Annotated in this window: 17 protein-coding genes and 1 pseudogene; 5 read left to right on the top strand and 13 right to left on the bottom strand. The window is 61.7% G+C overall.

Annotation, left to right across the window (positions count from 1 at the left end):
- Positions 1-8: 8 nt before the first annotated feature.
- A pseudogene (locus ACSQ9D_RS03385) lies at positions 9-541 on the top strand (GNAT family N-acetyltransferase).
- Here the strand turns inward: ACSQ9D_RS03385 and ACSQ9D_RS03390 are convergent.
- The 3 genes from ACSQ9D_RS03390 to ACSQ9D_RS03400 all read right to left on the bottom strand — a co-directional run bounded on the left by ACSQ9D_RS03390 (position 538) and on the right by ACSQ9D_RS03400 (position 3,058).
- Entirely contained in the window at positions 538-2,058 is a 1,521-nt protein-coding gene (locus ACSQ9D_RS03390; protein WP_436281156.1) for an ABC-F family ATP-binding cassette domain-containing protein, read from the bottom strand. The pseudogene ACSQ9D_RS03385 and the gene ACSQ9D_RS03390 sit on opposite strands and share 4 nt — an antisense overlap.
- 476 nt (positions 2,059-2,534) lie before the next feature.
- Entirely contained in the window at positions 2,535-2,804 is a 270-nt protein-coding gene (locus ACSQ9D_RS03395; RefSeq protein WP_436281157.1) for a GrpB family protein, read from the bottom strand.
- Between the two features lie 26 nt (positions 2,805-2,830).
- Positions 2,831-3,058, bottom strand: coding sequence for a GrpB family protein (locus tag ACSQ9D_RS03400; RefSeq protein ID WP_436281158.1), 228 nt, complete (start codon positions 3,056-3,058; stop codon positions 2,831-2,833).
- A gap of 193 nt (positions 3,059-3,251) precedes the next feature.
- Here ACSQ9D_RS03400 and ACSQ9D_RS03405 point away from each other — a divergent pair, with 193 nt between their 5' ends.
- Entirely contained in the window at positions 3,252-3,554 is a 303-nt protein-coding gene (locus ACSQ9D_RS03405) for an alkylphosphonate utilization protein (RefSeq protein ID WP_436281159.1), read from the top strand.
- Positions 3,555-3,615: 61 nt separating this feature from the next.
- Here ACSQ9D_RS03405 and ACSQ9D_RS03410 read toward each other — a convergent pair whose 3' ends face one another.
- Positions 3,616-5,175 (bottom strand): helicase HerA-like C-terminal domain-containing protein, encoded by a 1,560-nt coding sequence (locus tag ACSQ9D_RS03410; RefSeq protein WP_436283757.1) that lies wholly within the window; start codon positions 5,173-5,175, stop codon positions 3,616-3,618.
- Positions 5,176-5,406: 231 nt separating this feature from the next.
- Between ACSQ9D_RS03410 and ACSQ9D_RS03415 the strand changes: the two genes are divergently transcribed.
- Positions 5,407-5,802, top strand: a complete 396-nt coding sequence (locus ACSQ9D_RS03415) for a hypothetical protein (protein WP_024317911.1) — start codon at positions 5,407-5,409, stop codon at positions 5,800-5,802.
- A 56-nt stretch (positions 5,803-5,858) separates the two neighbouring features.
- Here the strand turns inward: ACSQ9D_RS03415 and ACSQ9D_RS03420 are convergent, their stop codons facing one another.
- The 6 genes from ACSQ9D_RS03420 to ACSQ9D_RS03445 all read right to left on the bottom strand — a co-directional run bounded on the left by ACSQ9D_RS03420 (position 5,859) and on the right by ACSQ9D_RS03445 (position 11,348).
- The gene (locus tag ACSQ9D_RS03420) at positions 5,859-6,290 is read right to left on the bottom strand and encodes a hypothetical protein (protein WP_436281160.1); all 432 of its coding nucleotides are present in this window, start codon (positions 6,288-6,290) and stop codon (positions 5,859-5,861) included.
- 120 nt (positions 6,291-6,410) lie between these two features.
- Positions 6,411-6,602, bottom strand: coding sequence for a hypothetical protein (locus ACSQ9D_RS03425; RefSeq protein WP_141652601.1), 192 nt, complete (start codon positions 6,600-6,602; stop codon positions 6,411-6,413).
- 388 nt (positions 6,603-6,990) lie between these two features.
- Positions 6,991-8,499 (bottom strand): glucose-6-phosphate dehydrogenase, encoded by a 1,509-nt coding sequence (zwf, locus tag ACSQ9D_RS03430; protein WP_436281161.1) that lies wholly within the window; start codon positions 8,497-8,499, stop codon positions 6,991-6,993.
- 144 nt (positions 8,500-8,643) lie between these two features.
- Positions 8,644-9,414 carry a trans-aconitate 2-methyltransferase gene (tam, locus tag ACSQ9D_RS03435; RefSeq protein ID WP_436281162.1) on the bottom strand — a complete coding sequence of 257 codons (771 nt, stop codon included), beginning with the start codon at positions 9,412-9,414 and terminating at the stop codon, positions 8,644-8,646.
- Between the two features lie 211 nt (positions 9,415-9,625).
- Positions 9,626-10,093 carry a cupin domain-containing protein gene (locus ACSQ9D_RS03440; protein ID WP_436281163.1) on the bottom strand — a complete coding sequence of 156 codons (468 nt, stop codon included), beginning with the start codon at positions 10,091-10,093 and terminating at the stop codon, positions 9,626-9,628.
- A gap of 214 nt (positions 10,094-10,307) precedes the next feature.
- Positions 10,308-11,348 (bottom strand): zinc-dependent alcohol dehydrogenase family protein, encoded by a 1,041-nt coding sequence (locus ACSQ9D_RS03445; protein ID WP_436281164.1) that lies wholly within the window; start codon positions 11,346-11,348, stop codon positions 10,308-10,310.
- 240 nt (positions 11,349-11,588) lie between these two features.
- Between ACSQ9D_RS03445 and ACSQ9D_RS03450 the strand changes: the two genes are divergently transcribed.
- The gene (locus ACSQ9D_RS03450; RefSeq protein WP_436281165.1) at positions 11,589-12,476 is read left to right on the top strand and encodes a branched-chain amino acid aminotransferase; all 888 of its coding nucleotides are present in this window, start codon (positions 11,589-11,591) and stop codon (positions 12,474-12,476) included.
- Between the two features lie 355 nt (positions 12,477-12,831).
- On the opposite strand, the gene ACSQ9D_RS03455 is transcribed toward ACSQ9D_RS03450, so the two are convergent.
- Positions 12,832-13,515 (bottom strand): glutathione binding-like protein, encoded by a 684-nt coding sequence (locus ACSQ9D_RS03455; protein WP_436281166.1) that lies wholly within the window; start codon positions 13,513-13,515, stop codon positions 12,832-12,834.
- Between the two features lie 116 nt (positions 13,516-13,631).
- Here ACSQ9D_RS03455 and ACSQ9D_RS03460 point away from each other — a divergent pair, with 116 nt between their 5' ends.
- Entirely contained in the window at positions 13,632-14,243 is a 612-nt protein-coding gene (locus ACSQ9D_RS03460) for a TetR/AcrR family transcriptional regulator (RefSeq protein ID WP_436281167.1), read from the top strand.
- Here the strand turns inward: ACSQ9D_RS03460 and ACSQ9D_RS03465 are convergent.
- Entirely contained in the window at positions 14,224-15,465 is a 1,242-nt protein-coding gene (locus ACSQ9D_RS03465; RefSeq protein WP_436281168.1) for a multidrug efflux MFS transporter, read from the bottom strand. The genes ACSQ9D_RS03460 and ACSQ9D_RS03465 overlap by 20 nt on opposite strands.
- Positions 15,462-16,139 (bottom strand): YbhB/YbcL family Raf kinase inhibitor-like protein, encoded by a 678-nt coding sequence (locus ACSQ9D_RS03470; protein WP_436281169.1) that lies wholly within the window; start codon positions 16,137-16,139, stop codon positions 15,462-15,464. Before ACSQ9D_RS03470 ends, ACSQ9D_RS03465 begins: the two co-directional genes overlap by 4 nt.
- Between the last annotated feature and the right edge of the window lie 39 nt (positions 16,140-16,178).

The raw sequence follows: 16,178 nt of genomic DNA on the forward strand, positions 1-16,178 counted from the left end.
CTGCACGCATGGAGGAGCCGATGCTCGTCGAGGATGCCGAAACCTTGCCGCCCGCGATCATGGACTGCGACTTCTCGTTCGACGTCACCTCGGAGCTATTGGCGCCATATGACGATCCGTTCGGGAAGGTTCGGGTCGTCGAGCCCTATCGCAAGTCGTACGGCTTTGACCTGGACGACTTTACGGCTGGACCGGATCGTCGCTTGGTGATTGCAAGCCGAGCGGGCAGGGCGTGCGGTTACCTCCTTTTGTCGAAGAGCTGGAACGGTTTTGTCTCGGTGGAAGACCTCGCGGTCGATCGGACAGCAGGAGATCCGGTGCCGGCAGGCTGCTTATGGACCGCGCCGTCGGCTGGGCGCGCGAGCAAGATGCGCCCGGCATCCGTTTGGAGACCCAATCGAACAACGTGGCCGCCTGCCGCCTCTACAAGCGATATGGCTTCGAACTCGGCGGATACGACAACTATCTCTACGCCGCGTTGGAGCAGCGTAGCGAGGCGGCGCTCTTCTGGTACCTGTTCCTTACGGCTGTTGAAGTCTAGGGCCGTGCCGAAGCAAAGAAAAGCTCCGGGCTTTCCACTTCAACGAGCCGTCGGCGCTCGATCTGCCAGAACCGGTTGCCAACCCCGCGCACGAAGCTGCGGTCGTGCGAGACCACGAGGCAGCTGGCCTGATGCGCCATGAGCTCGCCCTCCAGCGCTTCCTGCCCGTCGATGTCGAGGTGGTTCGTGGGCTCGTCGAGCAGGTAGAAGTTCGGCTCCGCCAGCCGCAGAACCAGCATGCCGAGCCGCGCCTTCTGGCCGCCCGAAAGCCGTCCGAGGGGGCGCGACTGCATGTCGATGGGCATGCCGGCACCCGCCAAAAGCGCCCGCGCCCGCTGATCGCCGACCTCGAAACGGTGGGTGATCGTCTCCATCGGCGTGTCCTTGTCCTTGAGGTCGGCAAGCGCCTGATCGCTGTAGCCGAGAACCAGGGAGGGGGTCGCCTTGATGCCGTCCTGTGCCGTCTCGGCATTGCCGATCGCCTTTCGCAGCATCGCAATCAGCCGCGATTTGCCGGCGCCGTTCTCCCCGAGCAGCACGATCCGGTCGCCCTGGCAGATGAACTGCTTGCCGGTCCGGAAGAGCGGCGTGCCGTCGGGCGTGCAGACCACGGCGTCGTCGAGCGTCACCAGCACCTTGGCATGCGTGCCGCGGTTGGCGAGCTTGATCGCACCGGCCGACCGCTCGAGGTGGGCCGGTTTTGCCGCATCCTCCAGCTTTTCGGCGCGTTGCTTCAGCTGCTTGGTCTTGACCACCAACAGGTCGCTGCCGGAGTTGATGCCGATATTGTTGAGCTTCGCGGCCTGTTTCCGCAGTTGCTCGGCTACCTTCATGTCGCGCTCGTAGCGCCGTTTGTCGGCTGCATCCGCCTCGTCCAGCGCCGCCCGCGCCCGGCTGTAGGGCAGGGAAAAGACCTGCGATTGCTCCGGCCGCAGGAACAGCGTGCGATTGGTGACGGCATCGAGAAAGGCGCGGTCATGGCTGGAGATGATGACGGGCACGTCGCGGGGCAGGGCATTCAACCAATCCTCAAGTGCGGCTATCTTGTTGAGATCGAGGTGGTTGGTCGGCTCGTCGAGCAGCAGCGCGTCCGGCTCCATCACCCAGGTGCGCGCCAGCATCGCCAGCCGCTGCCAGCCGCCGCTGAGCTGCCCGACCGGGCGGCTGCGCAAGGCTTCTGGCACGTCGAGCGAATCCAGCACGATGTCGACGCGCCAGCTTTCGTTCGCCTGCTGCTCGGCGGGCAGCGCCTGAAGGACGGCATCGTGGAACGGAACGTCAAGCAACCCTGTCGGCACGTCCTGCTCGACATGGCCGATCGTCAGTCCGCGCGAGCGCGTGATGTCGCCATGAGTTGCCTCCAGCGCGCCTGAAATGCAGCGCAGCAGCGTGGACTTGCCACGGCCATTGGCGGCGACGAGCCCGAGACGGTCGCCGGCATTGATGACGAGGTCGAGCTTTGCAAAGAGTGGTGCGCTCAAAGTGACGCCGAGATTGCGGATATTGATAAGGGTCATGATCTTGCTCTGGTCTTGCCGAGCGATCACACGAGCGAGGGCGTGCAGCCTTCATCGCGTGCGTGTGCTCAAGCTCGGTGGATGGATAGTTGCAGAAGAGCTGAATGCCCGAACTGCTGCCACGAGGGGCGGACCAGGAAGAGAGTTTGTGAGAAACGGTCTCTGGTCAGCCCTGCAAACGCATTTGCAGGGCGTTGACGGGGCCACGCTGCCGGTTGAACCGGAAATAGTAATTTTGCACGCGACCCTCCTTTCTCTTTGAGTGCATAGGCGAAATACCATCAGGCATGCAGAAATGCAACCAAAACGGTTGCATCAACCCATTCAGAAACGCTGTGCGGAGGAGGATTGCCACGCGCTGCGACGAGGCCCGGACATGATCCGCGGCGCTCCTGGCGATGGCCGCCACCGAAATCTGGCTTCCACGTCCGCGCCTCTTGAACATGGCCTAGTCACCGGCGGCTCCGACCACCCTGTCACCTTCGCCCATCCTTAGCGCCCTCTACAATAACATCGAAGACGGGGTCTTTGATGTCGTAGCAGGCGTCTTCATCTGTGGGGAAGCGCTTGGCCAGATGCTGCTTGATGAGCCCATAGGCGTTTGCAGCTATCGGATGGGCCCGCAAGAAATCGCGGCAAAGGATCGGTAAAGCGGGGTTGCATTGCCCTCCTTCACGAACGTGCACATTTGCTGCCCGTCGGGTGGTGCTGCGGAAGAGCATCTTTCTCAGCACCTCTTCTGCCAACTCAATTCCGGGCGGGCAATGATCATTCACCGCCGAATTGCGTCTAAAACCTCGTGTTCAAAAGCGGCGCTATCAACCTTTTCCAGATCATCCACGGTGAGTTGAATATCGATGACATCCTTTGCGGCAAGACCCGGGACCGCTGTGGAGCCAATGTGGTGTATATATGCGCCAGCCGGCGCGGCCCGCATGACCACTATCCTCAGATCTGCGAAATCTTCGAGCCAACCCGGTCGAGATTGCTCAATTTCCATTCGCACCGAAGCTCCTCACCTGTTCTACCATCGATAGCAGGGTTGCCTTACAGCCAACCGATGACATCCGGATGTCGCACGTCATCGCCGTAAAGACGCTGATCAGTTGAGTCAGCATGGCCTAACTTGCACAGGGCGGTTTGGCTGTTATAAGCGCCCGATCGGCAAATTCTTGCTTTCAGGAGAGAAGCCCATGGCAGGCGGTGACGACGACTACGTTTATGACGAAGTGACGGGTGAATGGCGTCCGGCTGCGGAATTGGCTACCGCCGCGCAGGGGGCGAGCGAGGTCCGTGACGCGTCCGGAAATGTCCTCAAGGATGGCGATTCCGTCACCCTGATCAAGGATCTGAAGGTCAAGGGGGCCAATCAGACCCTGAAGCAGGGTACGGTGATCAGGTCGATCCGGTTGACGGACAACCCGGAAGAGATCGACTGCCGCCACGACACCATCAAAGGCCTTGTCTTGCGCACGGAGTTCGTGCGCAAGCGTTGAGCTGCGTGATTGGCGCAGGGCTATGGCACGCGGGGCAGGACGTGGGCAGCGCCCTTTCCGCTCAGCGCTTCAAACTGCCCAGGATGCCGCGCACCAGTGCCCGGCCGACCTGTGTCGCGACCGTGCGAGCCACGCTCTTCATCGCGGCTTCGACGACCGTCTCGCGCTGGTAGCCGGACGAGCGGGCGCGGCCCTCGGTCTTGCTCTGCTGCTCGTTATCGTCATCGCCGAAGCCCGGCAGCGTCCAGCGGCCCGAGGCACTGCCCTCGGTCGGCTGCGTCGGTTGCGCCTGCTTGGTTGCGTCGGAGTCGGACGCTTTCTTGGCGCGCGCAGCCAGGATCTCGAAGGCGGATTCGCGGTCGAGATCTTCGTCATAGACGCCGAGCACCGGGCTCTTGTCCATGACCTGCTGGCGCTCGGCATCGGTCAATGGGCCGACGCGGCCGGACGGCGGACGGATCAGCGTCCGCTCGACGATCGAGGGCGATCCTTTCGCCTCGAGTGTGGACAGCAGCGCCTCGCCCGTGCCGAGCGTGGTAATGACGGTGGCACAGTCGAAGGCTGGGTTGGGCCGGAAGGTGTCCGCAGCTGTCTTCACCGCCTTCTGCTCGCGCGGGGAATAGGCGCGCAGCGCATGCTGCACCCGATTGCCGAGCTGCGCCAGCACCGTTTCCGGCACGTCGAGTGGATTCTGCGTCACGAAATAGACGCCAACGCCCTTCGAACGGATGAGGCGGACAACCTGTTCGACACGCTCGATCAGCACCTTCGGCGCGTCGTTAAAGAGTAGATGCGCTTCGTCGAAGAAGAAAACGAGGTTCGGCTTCTCGGGATCTCCGACCTCAGGCAGTTCTTCGAAGAGTTCGGAGAGCAGCCAGAGCAAGAAGGTTGCATAGAGGCGCGGGTTCATCATCAGCTTGTCGGCGGCAAGCACCGAGATCTGACCATAGCCGCGGTTGTTGGTCCGCATGATGTCGGTGATCTTGAGTGCGGGTTCGCCGAAGAAATGCTCCGCACCCTGCTGTTCCAGCACCAGCAAGCCTCGTTGGATCGAGGCGACCGACGCCTTCGAGATCAGGCCGAATTGGCTGGATAGTTCGGTCGCGTTCTCCGCCATGTAGTTCAGCAGCGAGGAAAAGTCCTTGAGGTCGAGCAACGGCATGCCGCCCTGGTCGGCGATCTTGAAGGCGATGTTGATGACGCCTTCCTGCGGCTCGGAAGCATCCATCAGCCGCGCAAGCAGCAGCGGTCCCATCTCGGCGATCGTGGTGCGGACGCGGTGGCCCTTTTCACCAAAGAGGTCCCAGAAGATCACCGGGAACTGGTCGAATTCGTAGTCGTCGAAGCCGATCTGCTCGGCCCGTTTGGTCAGGAAGTCCTTCGGTTCGCCCTTGGCGGCGATGCCGGAGAGATCGCCCTTGATGTCGGCGCAGAAGACGGGCACGCCGGCCTTCGAAAAGCCCTCGGCAAGCACCTGCAGCGTCACCGTCTTGCCGGTGCCGGTTGCGCCCGTCACCAGGCCATGGCGGTTTCCGAATTTCAGGTCGAGATATTCCGGCTTGTTGATGCTGTCGTCCGGATTGCGGCTGACGCCAACGAAAATCTTGCCTTCCTCGAGCATTTCGAAAATTCTCCCTGCGGCTGTCGGCGCCGATTGCGTCAAAGTGCGGAGCGTCGTTTTCCGCACGGTCATTGTAATATCGCTTCCCTGTTATAAGCAGGGAGTCCAGTGCGGACAACTGTCTGCACCAAAAGGAAAAGTAGGATAAAGCCTGCTTTTGCGGCAGGCGGCTTGAGTTGCCCCGAAAGTTCAATTAACGTTGACGTTAACGTCAAAAACAGGAGGCTGACAATGAATGAAATCGTAGACCAGATCGCCGCGCGCGTGGGCATCCCCGCAGAGGTGGCCGAAAAGGCGCTCGGCATGATGCTCGGTTTCCTGCAGCGCGAAGCGGCAGACGGTCCGGTCGCCAAGATGATCGAGGCCATTCCGGGCGCCTCCGATCTCGTTGCCAAGTACAACGGCGAAGGCGAGGGCGGTGGCGGCGGGATCCTTGGCAGCATCATGGGGGCGCTCGGCGGCGGCGGCATCATGGCGCTTGGCCAGCAACTGATGTCGGAAGGCCTCGGCATGGGCGAGATCACGACGCTTGCCAAGGAAACCATCGCGATTGCCGAGCAGCATGCCGGCAAGGAAGTCGTCGACGAGGTTGTCGGCTCGGTTCCGGGTCTCAGCCAGTTCGTCTAAGCGGCAAGCCAAGACTTTCGGCGGGCGGGCTTGTTCCCGCCCGTTTGCATTTGTAGCTATGGCGTTACGCCGAGCAAGGTCAGCCAGCTTTGCGACTGGTCGCTGGCAGCTTTGCGCCCGGCATCGTCAAGCGCGCGCGGGCCGCAGTAACGCTCGATGTTGGCCCGGTCGGCGTCGTTGATCTGAGGATTGCGGGAAGCCACGATGACCTGGCGCCAGGCGCAGCCAAGGACGGGCTCGACAACGATGCCTTTGTTGCAGCCGGTGCTCAGGCAGAAAGAGACTTTTCGCTGACTTTCAACACGGCCGGCGATCGCATCGGCGTAAAGGCCGGTCCATGCCGCACGAATTTCTTCGCAGTGCTCGGCGGTATCGCTTTCGTGGCAACTGATCTTCGGCACATAGCTGTCCGCAGGCGGCCAGTCGGCAACCTCGGCGAGGCTGACGCATCCGCAGGCAAGAAGAGCTGCGGCAATCAACTGCAACATCGGACTCCTTTGTGTGGCGCAAGCTGCAAGAGAATCACACGAGACAAGCTCAAGGATTTCTTTACTTGCTAAAGGAGCACTTCTGAAGCGTCATTATATCAGAACCGGCAAGGCAAGCGGTCAATGCTTGCTCTTCGTTTCCCTTGCCAGCTGAAGGATGACGTCATCAGCCGCGTCGGCCAGCGCCATCGCGATTTCGGCCGCCTTCCATCCCCGCTTCTCACCATTGCGGATGAGCTCGAAGAGGAGGGGCTCAAACTCCGACCTGCAGGTTTCCATACGTTGATCGGAAATCGAACGATTCTTAGACAAATGAGTATCTACCATGTCAATACCCCAAAACCCTCGAGATAGATTTAGCAAGGCGGTGGAAGAGCGCAAGTAAATATATTAATCGAGCTTTAACAATTTCGACTAATATATACTTTATTCGCCAAATGATAGAAAAACGCAAGAAGGGCCCGTCGGGGTTGGACGAGCCCCGCCTTCTTTGTCGCATTGGAATAGCAACGCGGTCAGCAGGAAAATCTTCGCTGTACAAGGCGAAAGGGTCAACACATCCATATTTTGTATAGCGTACCATAAATGTGTTGCGATGGATTACGATCACACATTCATGATACAATATTTTCGCTCGCCATACGGGAAGCGAAGCGAAATTCTCTTCTGCTTTACTTTAGTTAAACGTGTATTTCCGGAATTACTTTCGAACGTGGTTGTGCATGATCACACCCAGCTCGTGCCATTCTCGGCCATCGCGCCGGATGAGTTCCTCGGCGCAAGACGGACCCATGCTCCCCGGAGCATAGGCCTCCGGGGTTTCGCTGCTTTTCGCCCAAATATCGAGGAATGGCTGCACGGCCGCCCAGCCGGCTTCGATGCCGTCGGCGCGCTGGAAGAGCGTCTGGTCGCCGATGAAGAGATCGTAGAGGAGGGACTCGTATCCGGTCATCTTGCCGATGTCGAATTTGTCGGCATAGCGGAAGTCGAGCGAGACGGGGACGGTGTCCACGGAAAGGCCGGGCGACTTGATGGAGATCTCGACGCTCAGCCCCTCATCTGGCTGGACTTGGATGACCATCCTGTTCGGCGGCAGTTGCCGCTTGACCTCAGTCTCGCGAAACTGCGCGAAGGGCACCTGCCGAAAAGTCACCACGATCTCCGTATCGCGCGCGTTCATTGCCTTGCCGGTTCTCAAATAAAACGGCACGCCTGCCCAACGCCATGTATCGACAAAGAGCTTCAGCGCGACGAAGGTTTCGGTGTTGCTGTCGGGCGAGACATCCTTGGTCTCCCGGAACGCCGTGATGTCGCTTCCATCGAGCTTGCCGGCCGTATAGGCGCCGCGCGCGGCCTGCGTTGCGGCTTCCTCCGGCGTATAGATCCGCAGCGCGCTCAGCGCCTTGCTCTTCTCCGTGCGGATCGCTTCCGCGCCGAAACCGTTCGGCGCCTCCATCGCGATCATTGCCAGCAGCTGGAACAGGTGATTGGGGACCATGTCGCGCAGCGCGCCGGTGGCGTCGTAGAATTTGCCGCGCGTACCGACGTCGACCGTTTCGGCGGCCGTGATCTGTACGTGGTCGATATAGTTGTTGTTCCAGAGCGCCTCGATCATCATGTTGGCGAAGCGGGCGGTCAGAATGTTCTGCACCGTTTCCTTCCCCAGGAAGTGGTCGAGGCGATAGACCTGGCTTTCGGCGACGTTGCTGAGAATGCGGGCGTTCAATGCGCGGGCGGAGGCGAGGTCGGTGCCAAAAGGCTTCTCGATGGCAATCCGGCGGAAGCATCCGTCAGCCTCGCGGGTCAGGCCGTGTTCGGCCAGTTTTTCGACGAGCGTTCCGAAAAACTGCGGCGGCACGGCGAGATAGAAGGCCGCGTTGCAGCTCGTCAGGTGCTTCTTGATCTCGAGGAATATGCCGTCCTGGGTGAAATCGCCTGAAATGTAAGAGATCCGCTCGCGCAGCCGTCGCCACGCATCGTCCGTCTCCGGCAGGATCGGTTCGCTCAGTCCGGAAAGGAAACTGTCCAGTCGTGCCACCAGCGAAGCGTCGTCGCCAGGATCTATGCCGACGCCGAGAATGTTGAGATCGTCGCCGACCAATCCGCTTCGCGTCAGATTGATGATCGCCGGTATCAGCAGGCGTCGCGTCAGGTCGCCCGTAGCACCGAAAATGACAAGTGTGGCTGGCGGAATGGGGGCGGCGTCCATGGCTGTCTCCTCGCTGTTTGCGACGACTATAGTGCGCTCGGGTGCGGCGGCAAGCAGGATGCCGCCTGACCATTGCAAGCCAATGTCAGCCGATCCTGCCGCCCATCCGATGCGCTAGCCAGGAGGCCCGGTTCGACGGCGCTCTCAAGCCTTGACAGCAACCGTGAAGATCCGCGGGAACCGCAGCAATACGCGGCCGTCCGACATCTTCGGGTAGGCCTTTTCCACGCGGCCGAGGTAGTCGGCCAGAAACGCGCCGCGATGCTCGGCGCCGACGTGGTCGAGATAAGGTCTGAGGCCCGTTCCTTTGACCCATTCGACGATCGCCGCAGCATCCGCCATCGGATGGTTGTAGGCGGTATGCCAGATGTCGACGCGGGCGGCCTTGCCGATGAGCCGGCTGTAATAGGTGGAGGGCGGCGGCAGTGGCTGACGGCGAACGCTCTGCGCTTCGAAGGCGGCTTTCCAGGGCCCGGCATGCGCCGTCTCCTCCATCAACAGATGGGTTGGCTCGGTCAGGTTGTCCGGCATCTGCACCGCCAGCACGCCGCCCGGCGTAAGTCCGTCCATCAAGCGGTCGAAAATGTCGAGATGGTTCGGCAGCCATTGGAAGACGGCATTGGCAAACAGCAGGTCAGCCGGTTCGCTTGGCTGCCAGGTGGCAAGATCGGCCTCGACGAAGCGCGTGCCGGGCATACGGTTGCGGGCGGCCTCCAGCATGTTCAAGTCGCTGTCCAGGCCGGAGACACCAGCCGCCCCGAAACGCTCGACGATCAGCTCCGTCGAGTTGCCCGGCCCGCAGCCGAGGTCCATCGCACGACGGACGTGCTCAAGCGGCACCTGGGCCAACAGATCGCGCGCCGGACGCGTTCGTTCATCTTCGAATTTGACATATTGGCTGGCAGACCATGCCATGGATCGTCTCCTTGCTTATGCCGCTTCGTCGACACGCTGGACGCGCACCTTGTCGATGTTGCGGCCGTCCAACCTGACGACCTCGAAGACGAGCTCGCCCGCCGTAAAGCCGTCTCCCTCGTGCGGAGATGGCCGAGGTGCCAGAGAATGAAGCCGGCGCGCGTCGAATGGGGAACCGCCCGAACTTGCGGTCCGGGCGGCTCTTGAAAGCTCAGGCCGCCAGGATGGTGATGCCGTGGGCGTTGGCCGCGGCCTTCATGCGATCCATCGTTTCCGCGGAGGGCGTCGCCTTCGGTGGTTCCTGCGAGCCGGCAGCCTCAAGGAATTCCGCCATATCGCGGTCGACGATGGCCGAGAAGACAGCCGTCTGCGGGCCGGGATTGGAATAGGCGTGCGCCTGGTTCGCCGCGATGCGGACGATGTTGCCTGCCGTGGCTTCGAATTCTTCCAGGCCGTTCTCCGTGGCGCGGCGGATGGTCAGTCGGCCTTCGATGATCCGGAAGACCTCGGGGCTCGCGTGACGGTGCAGTGGCGTCCGGCTGCCCGGCGGCGCTGTAATGTCGAAGATGTTGAGCCAGGCTCCCTGCAGACGAGCGCGTCGCTCGATCCGATCGCCCAGCACGAAGAAAACCTTCGCGCTCGCCTGGGCAGGCGCTTTCACAAATGAGTTGGACATCATGTCTCGCTTTTCTTTTTTTGGCGGCGAGCCCGTTAGACCTTTCCGAAGCCCTTGGCAACCCGCAACCGCCGATCGTCGCTGTCGCGATTTGTCCCGGCGCATATGGGTTTTCGCGTTTGCCGCTTCAAGCGGCGGCGCTCTCGTGTGTGTGTGTGTGTGTCGCTCTGGGCAGCGAGAATCGTTTTTGATTGAGATCGGTTGTGCGTGCCCGAAGTCAGAACTGCGTGATGACGCTGATACCGATCCCTTCCGCCCGATCGAGCGTCATCAGCCCGTGGATCGCCTCTTCGAGCGTGATCCGGCGGCCGATCAGCTTCTGCGGCGCGATCTTGCCTGAAGTCAGCATCGACAGCATCGCATCGTAGCGCCAGGCCTGCATGCCGTGGCTGCCATAGATCTCCAGCTCGTGGCCGATCACCTGCGCCATCGGGATCTGCGGTGCCGCATATTCGCCGAGCATCAGGCCGACCTGCACATGCCGTCCGCGGCGGCGCAGATTCTTGATCGAGTTGAAGCAGGTCACGGGGTGGCCGAGCGCGTCAATCGAGACGTGCGCGCCGCCCTTGGTAATCTCACGCACCGCTTCCGCCACATCGGCTACGCTGCTTGCGTTGATCGTCGCCACCGCGCCGCATTCGCGGGCGAAGGCAAGCTTCTCGTCGGAAAGATCGATGCCGACCGCGTTCGCTCCGAGCGCCGTCGCGATCATGATTGCCGACAGGCCGACGCCGCCGCAGCCATGCACGGCGATCCACTCGCCGGGGCCGGTGCGCGCGTGATCGACGACGGCGCGAAACGATGTCGCAAAGCGGCAGCCGAGGCTTGCCGCCGTCGCGTCGTCGATACTGTCAGGCAGATGCACGAGGTTGGTATCGGCATAGTCGATCGCCACGTATTCCGCGAACGAGCCCCAATGCGTGAAGCCCGGCTGGAACTGGTTCGGACAGACCTGCTGGTTGCCGGAATGGCATTCGCTGCAATGGCCGCAGCCGGAAACGAAAGGCACGGTCACCCGGTCGCCGATCGTGAAGCGCATGACGCCCTTGCCTGTTGCGACCACCTTGCCGGCCAGTTCGTGGCCCGGCACATGCGGCAGCTTGATATCCGGATCGTGGCCCATCCAGCCATGCCAGTCGCTGCGGCAAAGCCCGGTCGCGCCGACGGCAATGACCACACCATCCTCGCTGGGCGTCGGATCGGGCAGGGTGCGGATTTCGGGAGCCTTTTCGAAGGCGTCGTAGAACATGGCTTTCATCGATTTCACTCCGCATCGCTTCGGGTGCATGATGGCACGACGCTGATATCGCTTCCAATCGCGCAATCCATGATTTTCAGTGATATACCCATCGATGGCGCTTAAGGGCTCACGCATGAATATTACTCCCTGCGAAGCCTCTCCGCCATTTTCTTGCGTAGGATTGCGGGGTGTGGATTTCCACTTGACCGGGTCTTCGCGTGGGGATTTTGCTCTTCGAACTTTTCAAGGAGAATGCCCATGGCCGTCGACACATCGCCGCGTTCAACCACCTGGACTTATGTCGAGGGAGAGTGGCTTACTGGCAACCCGCCGCTCATCGGCCCGACCTCGCACGCCATGTGGCTGGCCTCGACGGTCTTCGACGGCGCACGTTGGTTCGATGGCATCGCGCCGGACCTCGACCTGCATTGCCAGCGCGTCAACCGCTCGGCGATCAATATGGGCTTGAAGCCCATGAAAACAGCCGAGGAGATCGAAGCGCTCGTCTGGGACGGCATCAAGAAGTTCGACGGCAAGACGCCGATCTACATCAAGCCGATGTATTGGGGCGAGCACGGATCGGCTGGCAGCGTCGTCACCGTCGACGGCGATTCCACGCGCTTCGCGCTTTGCCTCTTCGAAGCGCCGCTCGGCAACAATGCGCCGAATTCGCTCACCGTTTCGCCCTATCGCCGCCCGTCGCCGGAAACGGCGATGACGGATGCCAAGGCCGGTTCGCTCTATCCGAACAGCGGCCGCGCCATCGCCGAGGCGAAAAGCCGCGGGTTCGACAATGCGCTGATGCGCGACATGAATGGCAACGTCGCCGAGACGGCATCCTCCAACGTCTTCATGGTCAAGGACGGCATCGTCTCGACGCCGATCGCCAACCGCACCTTTCTTGCCGGCATCACCCGCGCCCGGGTCATCGGCCTCCTGCGCAAGGCGGGCTTCGAGGTGCGCGAAGTGACGCTCTCGGTCGAGGATTTCATGAATGCCGACGAGATCTTCACGACGGGCAACTATTCCAAGGTCGTCGGCATCAACCGCCTCGATGGCCGCGATTTCCAGCAAGGGCCGGTCACCCGCAAGACGTTCGAGCTCTACATGGACTGGGCCTTCGGCCGCAGCGAAAGCGACAGCTAAGCCGCCATTTCTCACTTGAGGACAATGGCCGCGCTTGTCGCGGCCATTGTGTCGGCTGTGGCGAGGAAAGGCCGAGATCCCGTCATTCGAACGACCGAGAAGTCCGCATCTTGATCGTGCGCCGCCGTCCCAGCCTGCTACGGCTCTTCTTCATTCTTCGCGGCTCGATTATCAAGGAGGTCTTGCCGCACATCCCTTTGACCGGCTTCATCTCCTCGCGAGTGGTCCTCGTCCACAGCGTCTGGCCTGGCGTCCTTCCGGTATTCAGCGGTGCGCCTTTTGCGCTTGGCATCGCGATTTCCACTTTCGTTGGACGCCGGTGCCCTTCGGCTACACGCTTCCCCTCCATATCAGGTCAGAGCCGGACAGGCGTGCCGGAGCGGTTGGCCGAGGCAAGGTAGGCCTGCGGGGCGAAAAAGACGCCGTCCTGTTCGAAAGCCTGCAGTTGCTCGGCCTGTAGGGCCTCTCTCACCTTTGGCCGCTCGGCAACCCGCTTCATGAAAGCGGAAAGCGCCGGCCATTGTCTCAGGTCGATAGCGATCCATGGCGACCAATTCAGGCAGACGAAGAGATAGGCGTCGGCGATGGTGAAATTCTCGCCGGTGAGGTAGGGGCCTTTCAGGCGGTTGTTCAGCCATTCCAACCGTTTGAGGATCAGTGCGTGGATGGACTGATGCGCGCCGGCATAGGCCGCATCGAAGAACATGACCATCGGCTTGTGCAACTCGGAGGTGATGAAGTTCAGGTAGGATTGCACCTGGCTGCGCTCGAAGGTGCCGGCTGCCGGCAGCATTGATGTTCCCTCCGCTGCGCTGTCGGCAAGAAACTGTGCGATGACTGGCCCCTCGGTCAATACCTTGCCGTCGCCGAGTATCAAGGCAGGTACATAGCCGTTGCCGTTGATGGAAAGATAGTCGTCACCATTTTCCGCCCGGTGTGTCGCCGGGTCGACCGCGACCAGTTCCACCTCGATACCAAGCTCGCGGCAGACGATATGCGGTGAGAGCGAGCAGGCGGCTGCACGCATGTAGAGTTTCATCGGATTTCCTCCTGCACAGACCGGCTTTATCGGACCGGTCTCAATTCGTTGGACATTTGTACTCTTTCGCATAAAAATGCATTGGTCAAGAATTTGATGCGAAGCGGTACAAAAATATGAAGAATGAAAGAAAGCGTGGTCGTCCGCGCGCGTTCGATGCGGATGCTGCGATCGGCAAGGCGCGCGAGGTCTTCTGGGATCGAGGCTTTTCCGCGGCGTCGCTGGATAATCTGAGCGCCGCCACAAGCCTCAATCGCCCGAGCCTCTACAATGCCTTCGGCGACAAGGAGGATCTCTATCTGGATGCGCTGGAGGGCTACCGGGCGGACAGCATGGTCGCCCTGGAAGATGCCCTTGATCCGGACCTGCCGGTTCGGGAAAATCTCTCCCGCATCTATGCCAGCGCACTGGAGATCTACCTCCACGGAGATCAGGCGGCGCGCGGTTGCTTCCTGATCAGCACGGCGACCGTCGAAGCGATCCGGCATAAGCGGGTGCGGGAGTTGCTTGGTCGCAGCCTCGCGGATTTCGACGGCGCGATCGAGAAACGTCTGCTTCTTGCCGTTGAGCAGGGAGAGCTGCGGAAGGACACGCATCCAAGATCGCTGGCCCGGTTGGCTTCAGCGATCATGCATTCGCTGGCCGTGCGGGCGCGCGCCGGCGATTCTCGCGAGGCGCTGGAAGCCCTGGCGCGTTCCGGCGTCGAGCTTATTTGCGGTCCGGCGTAGCGGCGTTGCGCGGCCGCACCAGCCAGGAATAGGCGGCGCCGGCAATCAGCAGCACTGATGTGCCTAGAAACACGGCCCGCATGCCGATATGGCCGCCGACGAAGCCGCCGAGCACGGGTCCGGCAACCTGCCCGACATATTGCGAGGAGACCGACAGGCCGAGAATGCTGCCCGCGGCACTATCCGGCACGCTATGGCGGATGACCGCGGAAATGCAGGGCAGCAGCCCGCCGAGCGCCATGCCCATCAGGAAGCGCAGGATGATCAGCTGCCAGGAGTTCGTCACGAATGCCTGCGGGATCAGCAGCAGGCCGGCGACCGCGAGCGCACCCGCAATGACAGGCCAGTGGCCGATGCGGTCGGCGAGCTTGCCGAGGCGGGAGGCCGACAGGATGCTGCCGAGTGCTGCCGCTGACATGACGATGCCTGCGATCATCGTCACCTTGCCCGGATGTTCCGTCAGCTGCGCGACATAGACGGTGATGATCGGTTCGATCGACATGTTGGCGAGCATCAGCAGCAGGCCGGTTGCCAGCATCGCGATTACGGGGCGCTTGTCTGATATCGAGGCCCAGCCGCCGCTCGCCTTCGCAGCCTGCTTGCGAGCAGGGGACTTCTCTTCCTTGATCAGGAAGGTTGTTGCGAGGAACGCCAGAAAGATCATCCCGCCGGCGGCCAGGAACGTGTTGCGAATGCCGATCAGCGGCGGCAGCGCGCCGCCGATCAGCGGACCGACGAGGTTGCCCGCCATGATACCGGAGGCGAGCACGCCGAGCGCCCATGCGGATCGATCCTTCGGCGTCTGCGTGGCAACCAGCACCATCGAGCCGGACGAATAACCGCCCGCAAGGCCCACGAACAGGCGCAACGCCACCAGTTGCCAGACGTTGTCGGCCATGCCCATCAGCGAAATCGCAACCGTCATTCCGGCGCTGGCGCGCACCAGCATGAGCTTGCGTCCATAGATGTCGCCGAGCCGGCCCCAGAGCGGTGCCACGAAGGCGGCGGCCAGGAAGGTCGCGCCATAGGCGACGCCGGACCACTGCACGATCGCCGCGTGATCGCTGACACCGAGTTCCTCGACATAGAGCGGCAGGAACGGCAGCAACAGCGTCATCGCGACGATCGTCGTGAAGGAGCCGAGCAGCGAAATGACCAGATTGCGCGTCCAGTAGATCGAGCCGCTGTCGACGACGGCTGCGCCCCATTTGGTATCGGTCATTTCAGCGCCTTTGCGTTGATCGTATAGGTCAGTTCAGCCGCGCCGGAGGCGACGGTATGCCCCTTGGCAGCGGAAAGAAAATCGGCGCGGGTGAAGGCGTCGGGAAGCGTGAGCCGGTCGGTATCGAGCGCATAGACCGTTACCCGATAGCGGTGGATGCGGAGATCGTTCCAGGGTGGGCACGCGCCCATATAGCCCCCGTAAGGACCATCCTTCAAGAAGGCTGCGAAACCATTCTGCCCGCGCCGGCCGTGCTTCGTGTTCTCCAGCGGCAATCCTCCCGGCGGCTGGCCGTCGCCGTCGGCGGCTTCCGCCAGCCGGGTCACTGCGGTCGGGATGTTTGCCAGCATCCAATGCGTGAACTCCATACGCGCTGCGTCCCTCGCGATCACCGTTCCGTCCTTGTTGAGCAGCGACAGGTCCCGCGGCACATCAGGATCGGTCATCACAAGTGCGTACGAGCGCGTGCCCGCCGGACCCTTCGACCAGGAAAGGGCGGGGCTCTTATTATTCCCGGCGGCTGCTTTGCCGCCCGCCGCGATGCAGGAGGCATTCTCCGCCGGCAGTGTGCCTCCCTTGCCGCTCTTCTCGAAGGTGACCTGCAAATCCGCGGCCAGGACTGGCATCGCGCTGAGGACAAGAATGAGGGTGGTTGCCGTTATCGTTCTGCGCATGAGCTTGTCTCCTGTTCGATGAGACAGCTCTAGCAATCG

It is taken from the genome of Rhizobium sp. LjRoot258, from assembly GCF_964254185.1.
Lineage (GTDB): Bacteria > Pseudomonadota > Alphaproteobacteria > Rhizobiales > Rhizobiaceae > Rhizobium.

Excerpts from the sequence above, each read along its gene's own strand:
- ACSQ9D_RS03390 (WP_436281156.1), bottom strand. The coding sequence starts at position 2,058 with ATGACCCTTATCAATATCCGCAATCTCGGCGTCACTTTGAGCGCACCA.
- ACSQ9D_RS03400 (WP_436281158.1), bottom strand. The coding sequence starts at position 3,058 with ATGGAAATTGAGCAATCTCGACCGGGTTGGCTCGAAGATTTCGCAGAT.
- ACSQ9D_RS03405 (WP_436281159.1), top strand. The coding sequence starts at position 3,252 with ATGGCAGGCGGTGACGACGACTACGTTTATGACGAAGTGACGGGTGAA.
- ACSQ9D_RS03410 (WP_436283757.1), bottom strand. The coding sequence starts at position 5,175 with ATGCTCGAGGAAGGCAAGATTTTCGTTGGCGTCAGCCGCAATCCGGAC.
- ACSQ9D_RS03415 (WP_024317911.1), top strand. The coding sequence starts at position 5,407 with ATGAATGAAATCGTAGACCAGATCGCCGCGCGCGTGGGCATCCCCGCA.
- ACSQ9D_RS03420 (WP_436281160.1), bottom strand. The coding sequence starts at position 6,290 with ATGTTGCAGTTGATTGCCGCAGCTCTTCTTGCCTGCGGATGCGTCAGC.
- zwf (WP_436281161.1), bottom strand. The coding sequence starts at position 8,499 with ATGGACGCCGCCCCCATTCCGCCAGCCACACTTGTCATTTTCGGTGCT.
- tam (WP_436281162.1), bottom strand. The coding sequence starts at position 9,414 with ATGGCATGGTCTGCCAGCCAATATGTCAAATTCGAAGATGAACGAACG.
- ACSQ9D_RS03440 (WP_436281163.1), bottom strand. The coding sequence starts at position 10,093 with ATGATGTCCAACTCATTTGTGAAAGCGCCTGCCCAGGCGAGCGCGAAG.
- ACSQ9D_RS03445 (WP_436281164.1), bottom strand. The coding sequence starts at position 11,348 with ATGAAAGCCATGTTCTACGACGCCTTCGAAAAGGCTCCCGAAATCCGC.
- ACSQ9D_RS03450 (WP_436281165.1), top strand. The coding sequence starts at position 11,589 with ATGGCCGTCGACACATCGCCGCGTTCAACCACCTGGACTTATGTCGAG.
- ACSQ9D_RS03455 (WP_436281166.1), bottom strand. The coding sequence starts at position 13,515 with ATGAAACTCTACATGCGTGCAGCCGCCTGCTCGCTCTCACCGCATATC.
- ACSQ9D_RS03460 (WP_436281167.1), top strand. The coding sequence starts at position 13,632 with ATGAAGAATGAAAGAAAGCGTGGTCGTCCGCGCGCGTTCGATGCGGAT.
- ACSQ9D_RS03465 (WP_436281168.1), bottom strand. The coding sequence starts at position 15,465 with ATGACCGATACCAAATGGGGCGCAGCCGTCGTCGACAGCGGCTCGATC.
- ACSQ9D_RS03470 (WP_436281169.1), bottom strand. The coding sequence starts at position 16,139 with ATGCGCAGAACGATAACGGCAACCACCCTCATTCTTGTCCTCAGCGCG.